The following is an 11,382-nucleotide window of genomic DNA, read 5'->3' on the forward strand; positions in this document are numbered from 1 at the left end:
AACCCACGACAACCAGAACCACAATCTGGCGCTCTACCAACTGAACTACGTTCACCATATATGGTGCGTCTTAAGGGATTCGAACCCCTGGCCCACGCCTTAGAAGGGCGTTGCTCTATCCAGCTGAGCTAAAAACGCATATATTGGAGCGGGTGAAGGGAATCGAACCCTCGTAACTAGCTTGGAAGGCTAGCACTCTACCATTGAGTTACACCCGCATATATTTAATTTAAAATGGTCGGGGTGACAGGGATTGAACCTGCGACCTCATGGTCCCAAACCACGCGCGCTCCCATCTGCGCCACACCCCGATATATCTTAATCAGTACCGTTTGATTAATAACCTTAACGACAAAATTTATTATACAGACTTCCCTTTAATTAGTCAACACCTTTTTTGAAGTTTTTAATTAAATTTTGACAGTTTTTATTGCAAATTCTCTTCAAATCCTTATTTACCTTCTTTTCTCTTATATACCTTAGGAATACTAATGACGTATATTGTTACTACTAAATTCTCTGCCTATATTAAAATAAACTTAAATAAAACTAACAAATTATGCAACTTAATACTCAACACAAGGAAGAAATTCAAATAGTTCCATGTAAAAATAAATATATTTATACATGGAACTATTTAAATGTACAACAAGTTAAATTATTATATGTAAACTATAAATATTTTTTCATCTCTTCTGTTAACTTAGATAATGCATTTCCTCTATGACTTATAGCATTTTTCACTTTAGAAGGTACATCATTAAATGTAGCCTTTAGTTCTGGCACGTAGAATAGAGGATCATATCCAAATCCTTCACACTCTTTGTAGTCCTCTAATATTAAACCTTCTACTTCACCTTGAACTTTGATAATATCTTTATCATTAACTATTAAAACCATAGCACATATAAATTTTGCTTTTCGTTCATTAAAAGGCACACCTTCTAACTCTCTTATTAACTTTTTATTATTTTCCACTGAATTTCCATGTTCACCACTATATCTAGCAGAATATATTCCCGGAGCTCCATTTAATACTTCTACTGATAATCCTGAATCATCAGATAAAACAAGTACATCTTTACAAATTTCATGAATTGCCTTAGCCTTTATGTATGCATTTTCCATAAATGTAGTGCCTGTTTCTTCTACATCTATATCTATATCAGCTTCTTTTAAAGATACTACCTCTAAATCAAACTCTTTAAGAATCTCCTTTATTTCTACAATTTTATGATGATTATTACTAGCAACTATTACTCTTTTCATTACAAATTCTCCTTCTTAAATGTCTACTGTATGTTAAATAACTCATCTGCTTCTGGCGGAGTTACTTCATTGATTTCTTTATCATCTATTACTATACCTTTACTCTTAGTTATTTCTCCTATTTCAGTAGCCTTAATTCCATTATCATCAAAAGATTTTAACAACTTTTCTGGATTATCAGTAGTTATAAGCATACTACCTGATGATATTAGTCTTAATGGATCTATATTAAATTCTTTACATACTTTCCTTGTAATTTCTGTAATTGGCATTTTAGATTTACTAACCTTAAATCCTACATTACTTGCATTAGCAACTTCCCATAATGCTCCTAAAACTCCACCCTCTGTTATATCATGCATAGATGTTGCTTTAGCTATTCCACCTATTTTTCCTTCTTTCACTACACTTATGCTCTCCACATAACCTCTTGCTTCCTCAATCTCTTCATCTGTTAATATACTCCTGCATCTCTCTTCATAATCATTAACCAATATTGAAGTTCCTTCAAGGCATAGTTGTTTAGTAACTATTATGCTATCCCCTACTTTTGCTCCTGATGTGCTAATAGCACTATTAACATTACTTTTTCCAATAGCCGTACACGAAACCACTATCTTATTAACAGCTTCTGTTATTTCAGTATGGCCACCTATAATTTGAACATTTACTTTACATGCTTCTTCATGAATTTCTTTCATAAGATCATGTAATTCTTGTATAGTAGTCTTTGGTGGTGCTAGTATGGTAACCAAGATTCCTAATGGCTCGACTCCACAGGAAGCTATATCATTACAGTTAATGTTAACTGCAATTTTACCTATATTTTCATCTGCACCAGTTACAGGATCTGTAGAAATTACGCATTGATTACTATCAAAATTTATAATGGCACAATCTTCTCCTATGCCGTTAGATACTTCTACTTCCTTCCTCTCTTTCCCTTTATGGTTATCTATTATGTACTTTAGTTCATTCCAATTTAATTTTCCTACTCTCATATAAATTCTCCTAACCTAAAAAAACTATTGTGTTTTTGGCACATTTTCACTTCTCATATCATATTATTAAATATAACTAATATTCTGGTGGTGTTATTTTGAGATATATAGGACCTTTTTTAAGAATTAACATACTAAACAATGACAATATAAAAAGTCAATTGTTTCATTTTTCTAAAGAGTCCCTTAGACATATAGTTCTACACTCTGGATGTGGAATTATATCTAGAAATGCAAACTTAAAAATTAAACCTTTACCTAATGATGATGATATCACAAATAGCGTTATTTCTCCACTATTATGTGTATATAGAAAAGCCGACGGAAAACTTTTGAAAGAAAAAGATAAATTACTTTGGAATCATCGCAAGTTTAAAAGAGAAATAAACATATGTGCTAATGGGTATATGACCCTTGGTTTGCTGTACTTATCTGACTATTATAGAAAATTTAAAGATGTTGACGAGGATAAATATAAACTTAGCAAATACTATGTTGACCTATCCATTGAGCAATTAGAATTTTTTGCTCTTTATTGCCGTAATAGCGAGGGTGTATTTGTTGATAAATATGATTCTACAGATCCTCTCCAAAAAGAATATTTTCTTACAGACAAGAATATGAAGTTTAAATTTTCAACACAAGCTCTTCTTATGGCAGCATATTATAAATGTGCTACACTTTCGGAAGACAATAATGAAAACTTTAAATCCTTTGCTCTAGATATAATGAATCTATTCTCAAGTCTAAAACAAGAAATATATAATACTTCTCACGATGAGTTAGTTAAAATATGTTTAGCCTTCAATATTCTTTATGAATGTTCAAAACTGGAGAAAGCTAAGGAATTACTAGTAGATTTTTCTGAATTAATGATTGAAAATATCAATCATATGCCACCTTCTGTAATTAGAGATAATATAGATATTTCTTGTTTATGCTATATAAACTCTATATTAACTTATAAAAATACCAATTTGTCGCATTTTAAAGATGCAGCCTTTAAAATCTTTAATAACCTAGAAAAATTATATAATAATGATGATGGTATTTTTATTAAAGACATTTCTGAAAAAGAAAACAAATTTTCTTCAGATGAAATAATTCTATATCTTTATGTATTTATGATTCAAGAGTCTTTATTAAGTGACAATGAAAAAACCGAGCTAGCTTCTAAAATTCATGGTCTTTATAAAAAACAGGTAGTAAGCTCTGGAATTATACTTAGGTGGCCGGAAGCTCCTAGTCTTGATAATCCTGAAAGATATAGGAATTTTTCATGTAAGGCAGAAGACCTATTAGATGATAATTATTTCAGATTTTCTTCTTATGTAAATAATGATACTAATGATTTAGCACCTATTTTTGTTAAAAATATTTCTTTAAATAGAAAGAAAGAAAGTTATAAACATTATAAACATAGTTTTGATTCTTGTAAAAACATGTTTAACTTTTTTACAATTATTTATTTAAATACAATTTTAGATTTCTAATAAAGAAGTACCTTAAATTTAAGGTACTTCTTTAACTTTTTCTAATCTTATATTTCCAGTGGTAGTTACATACACTTGGTTTATACCTTCTTTAACACAAATAACATTGTTAATATTATATATAGGTATAGATATTAACTGATTTCTTAGTATTTTTTCACATTCCTCATAAATAATTTTTCTTTTTTCGTCATTCATTTCATATTTTGCAGAATTAATAAGATTGTAATATTCTTCATTTTCATATGAAATAAAATTATTATTAGAAATCTTATTGAAACTCTCAAAATACTCTCCAGGATTTCTATAGCTGAAATCAAACCTCTGCAATACTATATCATAATCTCCTTTATCAACAGCATTTTTCAATTCTTCTTTAGAATATTCTTTTAAAACTATTTCTGAATCAGTACACTCTTTTATATCAATACTTAAATCTTCAACAATTCTCCTATTCAAGTTATTTTTTTCAAAAATTACTCTTATTTCAGGATTTTCATTGATATTAACCTTGCTAAAGAATTCTTTAGCTTTTTCAGTATCTCCAAAAACCGAGAATACTTGTTCTGTTTTATCTGTTTCCATCACATAGGATGTAGCTGGAGTAAGTAATTCTTTGCATATAAGTTGAGAGTAGTATTCCTTTGATAAAAGTGAGTTTATAGCTATTCTAAAATTTACATCTCCACCAACAGTTTCTTTATCCGGGTTAAAACTTAAATAATATACAGCTGAACCATTAAAACTTTTCACCATTGAATTTTGAGATAATCTTAAAAGTTCATTTATTGGAGCATCCATCATTATATCAATACTGCCTGAAAAATAATCTGTATTGGTATCCGTTGACTTTTCAAAAATAGCTAAAGTATTTTCTTCGCTGTTTAAAAATGTAATTCTAATAGTTTCATCAGTAATTTTAGTTCTTTCATAATGCTTTTGATTTTTTTCTATGTAGATCCCATCATTCTTTACATCTTTAATTACAAAGGGACCTGTATACCTTATTGAAGTAAAATTTTCCTTATACCTATCCAGGGTTCCGTAATCTCTAAGGTTAAATACTGGGTTAGCTATGATATTAATAAAATAAGGATTTTTATAATTTAGTCTAATAGCTATGGTACTATCATCTTTTACGTTTATTGCCACATTTGAAAAATCACCAATTCCTTCTCTAAACTGCTTAGCTCCATATATACAATCTAAACTACTAGCATATACATTATTTCTATCACTTAAAAATCCTTTAAAAAAACTCTTAATTGCCTCTGCAGTAATTTTTTCTCCTGTACTATAATATATATCCTCTCTTAATATAAAAGTGTATTCTAAGCCATCTTCTGAAGTTATTATCTCCTTTGCAAGTGCTGGTACTATTTCTCCATTGTTATCTTCTTTTACTAAACCTTCAAAAAGTGTTATTAGCAAATCTTTATCTCTTACAGTATTTTCTCTTGTTAACTGTAAATCTTCAGGATTTACATTCATATTGTAAGTTATATAATTTGCTTTACTATATTTTGCAGAATTCAATTTATCTTTCTCAATAGATATTCCTGCTAAAATTATTATAATGCAAAGTACTGTAAATATTATTTTCTTCACTACAACACCTCCTATATTTAAAATTATTTACTCATTTATTTCAAAATAAACAATTCTGAGCAAGTTAACACAAAATTCTTCTTTTCCAATTGTAAACATGTGATATAATATTTATAATAATGTGTAAATAAATTGGAGGTATCTTATGGTTTACTTAGATATTATATTGAAAATATTAGGAATCTTATCTTTAATAACTTTTATGATAATAATCATTTGGGGATTTGTTGTTTTCAATTCTATATATAGCCAGCTGAGATATAGTAATTATATACTTGAAAAAATCTCACATATATTAAATATTTCATGTATAGATATGCAAGCTAAGGAAAAGGAACAACAAAAAAAATCTGAAATAATTGATGAAAGCTCTAATTCAGAGCTTTTAGATAGCACTTCTGACTCTACTATCTAGAATAATAATTATTTAGTTATGGATGATACTCCTAATCAACAGAAAATTTTATATTGATTAGATGTATAGTACAATACAAATTATTTACTATAGCAATTAGCCCCATGGATAAAAACTCCATGGGGCTAATGCTTTCTACTTTAAATCATTCCCTTAAACTCTTCTTCAGAAATTACTCTAATTCCCAATTCTATAGCTTTATTATACTTAGAACCTGGGTCTTCTCCAACTATAACAAAGTCTGTTTTTTTACTTACAGAACCTGCTACCTTTGCACCGAAACTTTCTAATTTATCTTTAATTTCATTTCTTGAAAATTCTTTTAAACTTCCTGTAACTACAATAGTTTTATCTTTAAAAGGATTTTCATCTATTTGCTGAACTTGTTCCTCCCTTGGAGTTACACCCAAATTTAATAGCTCATTTATGGTTTCTCTAGATTTATCTAATGAGAAGAATTCAACTATAGTTTTTGCAACTATATCTCCTATATCGGGAACTGATATTAATTCTTCAAAGGATGCTTTCTCAATATTTTTTAAAGTTTTAAATTTCTTTGATAGATCCTTAGCTGTCTTTTTACCCACATTAGGAATACCTAGTCCATATATAAATGAAGATAATTCACATTCTTTACTATTCTCTAATGCTGTTAAAAGATTTGTAGCTTTCTTATCTCCAAACTTTTCTAATCCAACTAATTCCTCTTTTTTTATTCTATATAAATCTGCTATGGACTTTATTCCAAGTTTTTCAAATAACTGTTCAGCAGTTTTTTCACTAAATCCAGCTATATTCATAGCTTCTCTGCCAGCGTAGTGAACTATAGTTTTTACCATTTGAGGCTTACATGCTAAGGTATTTTCACAAAACAAATGCACTCCATCTCTAAATAATTCTTCCCCACAACTAGGACATACCTTAGGCTCTTCAATAGAAATACTTCTTTCTAATGACTCCTCTACTACTCCCATTATTTCTGGAATTACATCATTAGATCTTCTAACAAATACTGTAGCTCCAATTTTCACTCCCTTACGCTGAATATCATCTAAGTTATTCAAAGTAGCTCTTTTTACTGTTACACCACCTAATTCTACTGGCTCAAGAATTGCAGTAGGACTAACTCTTCCACTTCTACCTACATTCCATTCTACATCCAAAAGCTTAGTAGTTGTTTCTTCTGCTTCAAACTTATAAGCTATTGCCCACTTAGGAAACTTAATTGTATATCCTAATACCTCTCTAGTTTTTATATCATCAATTGCTATAACTACCCCATCTATGTCATAATTCAAGTTATTTCTAATACTATTAATATATTCAACTTGTTTTTCTATATCTTCAATATTAGTGCATGTTTCCATATAATTATCCATAGGGAGTCCCATTTTTTTTATAAAATTCATCATTTCAGTATATGTATTAAATGGATTTCCTTCATTATATCCAACATCATAGAAAAAAGCAGATAAATTTCTTCTGGCAGTCTCCTTTACATTTAAATTTCTAAGAGCTCCAGCTGCTCCATTCCTTAAGTTCTTTAATGGGATAGAAGCATTTTTATTATAGTTTTCAAAAGCTTCCTTTGTCATAATAGCTTCACCATGAACTTCTATTATACTGTGATTATCTATTATGAGTGGAATAGATTTTATAGTCTTTACTTGACTAGTAATGTCTTCTCCAATTTCTCCAGTCCCTCTAGAGGATCCAACTATTAAAATCCCCTCTTGGTTATAGGTCAAGTTTATAGAAAGTCCATCAAACTTTTTAGTAACAATATACTTAACACTTGGTAGTTTTTCTTCATGCTTATTATTATACTCATTTATAGCTTTAATATTTCTATTATGCCAATTCTTAATTTGTTCTATGGATTGAGCCTTATCTAAACTCCAAAGAGGAGCTCTATGTTTATATTTTCTAAATTCATCTAAAACTATATCTCCTACTCTTAACGTTGGTGAATAAGGTAAAACCTCTTCAAGTTCACTTTCTAATACTTTAAGTTCATCATATTTTTTATCATATTCCTTATCAGATATGATAGGATTATCTAGTACATAGTATTCATAGGAGTATTTATTTAACTCCTCTACTAACTTCAGCATTTTACTACGCTTATCATCACTCATTATAACGCTTCCTCCTATTAACTTTAAAATAGCTCTTATATATATTTAAAATTTAATTATAGGCTATGTTTTATTAACATCTAAAACATAGCCTATAATAAACTTATTCTGCTGTCTTCGTGACTTTCTTACACTATATTAAGCTAGTTCAAGACCTGCCTTATTAAGCATAAGCTTTTTGATTCCCATATTGTTAAAAGCTATAGTTACTATAGTTTCTCCATTGTCTGATGATATAGATACTACAGTTCCCACTCCAAATTTACCATGTCTTACTTTTACCCCTATAGTAAGTTCTTCTTTAACTGCACATTTGTCAACTCCACATTCCATGCCACTAATTTCACTTGAAGCCATAGGTTTCTTTGAATTATAAAAACCACTTCTAAAGGAGTGAGGATTATTATTGACCTTATTATTTACTTTATTGTTAATATTATCAAAGCTTCCTCTGGATTGAGTTCCTCCATCATCATTCAAATCACATTTTAATTCCTTAGGTATTTCACTTATGAAGTCTGATATAGGATATCCCACAGTTCTACCAAATACCATTCGCTGTTCTGCCGATGATATATATAGCATCTCTTCAGCTCTTGTAATGGCAACATAGCAGAGTCTTCTTGATTCTTCCATCTCATTAAAATTATTCAAAGAAGCCATTCCTGGAAATATTCCATTTTCCATTCCAACTAAGAAAACTACCGGAAATTCAAGTCCTTTTGAACTATGAACAGTCATCATTACTACTGCATTATTCTCTTCATCTAAATTATCTATATCAGAAACCAAAGTTACCTTTTCTAAAAAGGCACTTAAGGATTTATCTTCTGAAGAATTTTCAAAGACTACAGCATCAGATACAAGTTCCTTTAAGTTTTCTATTCTACTTTCATCCTCGGCACTACTAGAACCCTTAAGCATTTTCATATATCCACTTCTATCTAAAATATCCTCAATTAGTTCAGGTACACTTATATTCTCTGCATCCACTATAAGAGTATTCATTAAACTCACAAATTTATTTATAGATGTTATAGCTCTTGCAGAAAGATTTGGTATAAATTCTGCATCTAAAAGTGCATCATACATGCATATATTATTTTCTGCTGCAAATTCCTGTACCTTAGCTATGGTTGTGTCTCCAATACTTCTTTTAGGCTCATTTATAATTCTTTTTAAACTTATATCATCAAGAGGATTGTTTATCACTTTCAAGTAAGCCATAATATCCTTAATTTCTTTTCTTTCATAGAATCTGAGTCCCCCTACTATTTTATAGGTTATCTCATTCCTTCTAAAGGCTTCCTCAAATATACGCGATTGGGAGTTCATTCTGTAAAGTATAGCAAAATCCTTTAAGCTTCTATTTTCTTCTCTTATCATTCTTTTAATTTGAGTTGCTACAAAATTTCCTTCATCTATATCGCTATAGGCTCTATATACTTTTAGCTTTTCTCCAGATTCACTTTCTGTTCTTAATACTTTATCTTTTCTTTGCGCATTATTTCTTATAACCTTATTAGCAGCCTCTAATATATTTGATTTCGACCTATAGTTTTGCTCCAACTTAATAACCTTTGCTCTTGGAAAATCCTTTTCAAAGTCCAATATATTATTTATATCTGCACCTCTCCATGCATAAATACATTGATCGTCATCTCCAACTACACATATATTTTCATTTTCATTAACTAAAAGCTTTATCAATTCATATTGACATTTATTTGTATCTTGATACTCATCTACAAGAATATATTTAAATTTTCTTCTATAAAACTCTCTAACCTCATCATTTTCTTTAAGCAGTTTAACAACTAAATAAATTAGATCATCAAAATCCAAAGAATTTGTAGTCTTTAATTTCTTTTCATAGGTTAGATAAACATCTGCTATCTTATTCATTCGAAAGTTTCCTTCATTTTCTTTTTTAAACTTCTTAGCAGATATTAATTTATTTTTAGCATCGGAAATTTTTGAGATAATTTCTCCATCAGTTATGTCTTTATCATTGATATTAAGTTCTTTCATGCACTGCTTTACTAGCGATTTAGCATCGTAACTATCATATATAGTAAAATTTTTATTGTATCCTAACTTATCAATTTCTCTTCTTAAAATTCTTACACAGCTAGAGTGAAAAGTTGAAACCCACATTGTATCAACTATATCTCCTACTAATGATTTAACTCTTTCCTTCATCTCTCCTGCTGCTTTATTTGTAAAAGTCAAAGCTAAAATCTGTGAGGGATATATATTTAAATCATTTATCATATGTGCCATTCTATAAGTAAGAACCCTAGTCTTTCCTGATCCTGCACCTGCTAAAATTAACAAGGGGCCTTCTACGGTAATAGCTGCTTCGTATTGCTCCTTGTTTAATAGCTTTTTTAAATCCATCTAATCACTCCTAAATTTATAGTTATCTAATGTAATTTATTAATCTTCTTTATCCTATAATATAATACTATACTATGGATATTTAACCTATTCTTTATTATACCATATACTATGAATTTATAAACGACATATAAATAATTACTCAATATGGTTACTACACCATAACCTTATATTGTAATTACTTTAATTTCTAATAAGTTGATTAAACAGAAAAAGCCTTACTCTCTTCAAAGTAAGGCTTTTTCTTATAATTAATCTATGATTACTTATAACTTTCTATTTATCTTCATATTCATTCCAATCAACTCTTTCAAATACTACCTTATATCCATTATTTCCATAATTTAAAGAACGATTGACTCTACTTATGGTAGCAGTGCTAGCTCCAGTACTACTAGCGATATCTAAATAAGTTCTTCTCTCTTTAAGCATTCTTGCAACTTGAAGTCTTTGCTCCATGGCTTTTATTTCATTTATTGTACAAACATCTTCAAGGAACCTATATACTTCCTCTCTGGTTTTAAGAGATCTAATCGCATCAACAAGATAATCCATTTCTGGAGTTTCAAGTTTTGAAACATATCCACTCATTATTTTCTCCCCTATCACTAAAAAATTCATCTATATACATTATAAAGTTATCATATTAAAGTGTAAACATTTAATCTTTAATATAATTTTATCAGACATTAAATACAAAAGCTATCCCCCTGGATAGCTTTTAGTTAAAGTATAAATATGTTTATTCCTATAATTGACCCTGCAAAAACAACTGCTGATACTATAGTAAGTTTAGTTAAGAATGATTCCTTTGTTTTAGTTTTATTTTTGCTATAAAAAGTTTCTGAACTTCCAGCTACTAAACCACCTAAGCCTGATGATTTACTTTCTTGAAGCGATATTGCCAATATAACTGTTAATGCGGAAATAATTATTACAACCTTTAATGCTGTTATCATTATTATGCCCCCTTAATTCTTTATCCTTATACATGTAATATATTTTATCACAGTAAAAATATTTTTACAATGGAAACAGTAATAAATGTAAATATATAT

Annotated in this window: 9 protein-coding genes and 3 tRNA genes; 2 read left to right on the plus strand and 10 right to left on the minus strand. The window is 29.2% G+C overall.

Going from position 1 to position 11,382, the window contains the following annotated elements; all coding sequences use genetic code 11:
• Positions 1-61: 61 nt before the first annotated feature.
• The 5 genes from IO99_RS15955 to IO99_RS15975 form a co-directional block, all read right to left on the minus strand.
• A tRNA-Arg gene (locus IO99_RS15955) sits at positions 62-138 on the minus strand.
• Positions 139-144: 6 nt separating this feature from the next.
• Positions 145-218, minus strand: a tRNA-Gly gene (locus IO99_RS15960).
• Between the two features lie 17 nt (positions 219-235).
• Positions 236-311: transfer RNA gene (locus IO99_RS15965), tRNA-Pro, on the minus strand.
• Positions 312-672: 361 nt separating this feature from the next.
• Entirely contained in the window at positions 673-1,269 is a 597-nt protein-coding gene (locus IO99_RS15970; RefSeq protein WP_035135230.1) for an XTP/dITP diphosphatase, read from the minus strand.
• 23 nt (positions 1,270-1,292) lie between these two features.
• Entirely contained in the window at positions 1,293-2,270 is a 978-nt protein-coding gene (locus IO99_RS15975; protein ID WP_035135232.1) for an AIR synthase family protein, read from the minus strand.
• 98 nt (positions 2,271-2,368) lie between these two features.
• Between IO99_RS15975 and IO99_RS15980 the strand changes: the two genes are divergently transcribed.
• Complete coding sequence (locus IO99_RS15980) at positions 2,369-3,763, plus strand: hypothetical protein (RefSeq protein ID WP_035135234.1); 1,395 nt, start codon at positions 2,369-2,371, stop codon at positions 3,761-3,763.
• 18 nt (positions 3,764-3,781) lie between these two features.
• On the opposite strand, the gene IO99_RS15985 is transcribed toward IO99_RS15980, so the two are convergent.
• The gene (locus IO99_RS15985) at positions 3,782-5,371 is read right to left on the minus strand and encodes an ABC transporter substrate-binding protein (protein WP_035135236.1); all 1,590 of its coding nucleotides are present in this window, start codon (positions 5,369-5,371) and stop codon (positions 3,782-3,784) included.
• Between the two features lie 145 nt (positions 5,372-5,516).
• Here IO99_RS15985 and IO99_RS15990 point away from each other — a divergent pair, with 145 nt between their 5' ends.
• Positions 5,517-5,786: a hypothetical protein gene (locus IO99_RS15990; protein WP_035135238.1), complete on the plus strand. Its 270-nt coding sequence runs from the start codon at positions 5,517-5,519 to the stop codon at positions 5,784-5,786.
• A gap of 140 nt (positions 5,787-5,926) precedes the next feature.
• Here IO99_RS15990 and ligA read toward each other — a convergent pair whose 3' ends face one another.
• The 4 genes from ligA to secG all read right to left on the minus strand — a co-directional run bounded on the left by ligA (position 5,927) and on the right by secG (position 11,283).
• Entirely contained in the window at positions 5,927-7,924 is a 1,998-nt protein-coding gene (gene ligA, locus IO99_RS15995) for an NAD-dependent DNA ligase LigA (protein ID WP_035135240.1), read from the minus strand.
• A 138-nt stretch (positions 7,925-8,062) separates the two neighbouring features.
• Positions 8,063-10,324 (minus strand): DNA helicase PcrA, encoded by a 2,262-nt coding sequence (pcrA, locus tag IO99_RS16000; protein WP_035135242.1) that lies wholly within the window; start codon positions 10,322-10,324, stop codon positions 8,063-8,065.
• 276 nt (positions 10,325-10,600) lie between these two features.
• The gene (locus IO99_RS16005) at positions 10,601-10,915 is read right to left on the minus strand and encodes a YerC/YecD family TrpR-related protein (RefSeq protein ID WP_035135244.1); all 315 of its coding nucleotides are present in this window, start codon (positions 10,913-10,915) and stop codon (positions 10,601-10,603) included.
• A gap of 134 nt (positions 10,916-11,049) precedes the next feature.
• Entirely contained in the window at positions 11,050-11,283 is a 234-nt protein-coding gene (gene secG / locus IO99_RS16010) for a preprotein translocase subunit SecG (protein WP_035135246.1), read from the minus strand.
• Positions 11,284-11,382: the final 99 nt, after the last annotated feature.

It is taken from the genome of Clostridium sulfidigenes (genome assembly GCF_000732635.1).
GTDB classification, from domain to species: Bacteria; Bacillota; Clostridia; order Clostridiales; family Clostridiaceae; genus Clostridium_J; species Clostridium_J sulfidigenes.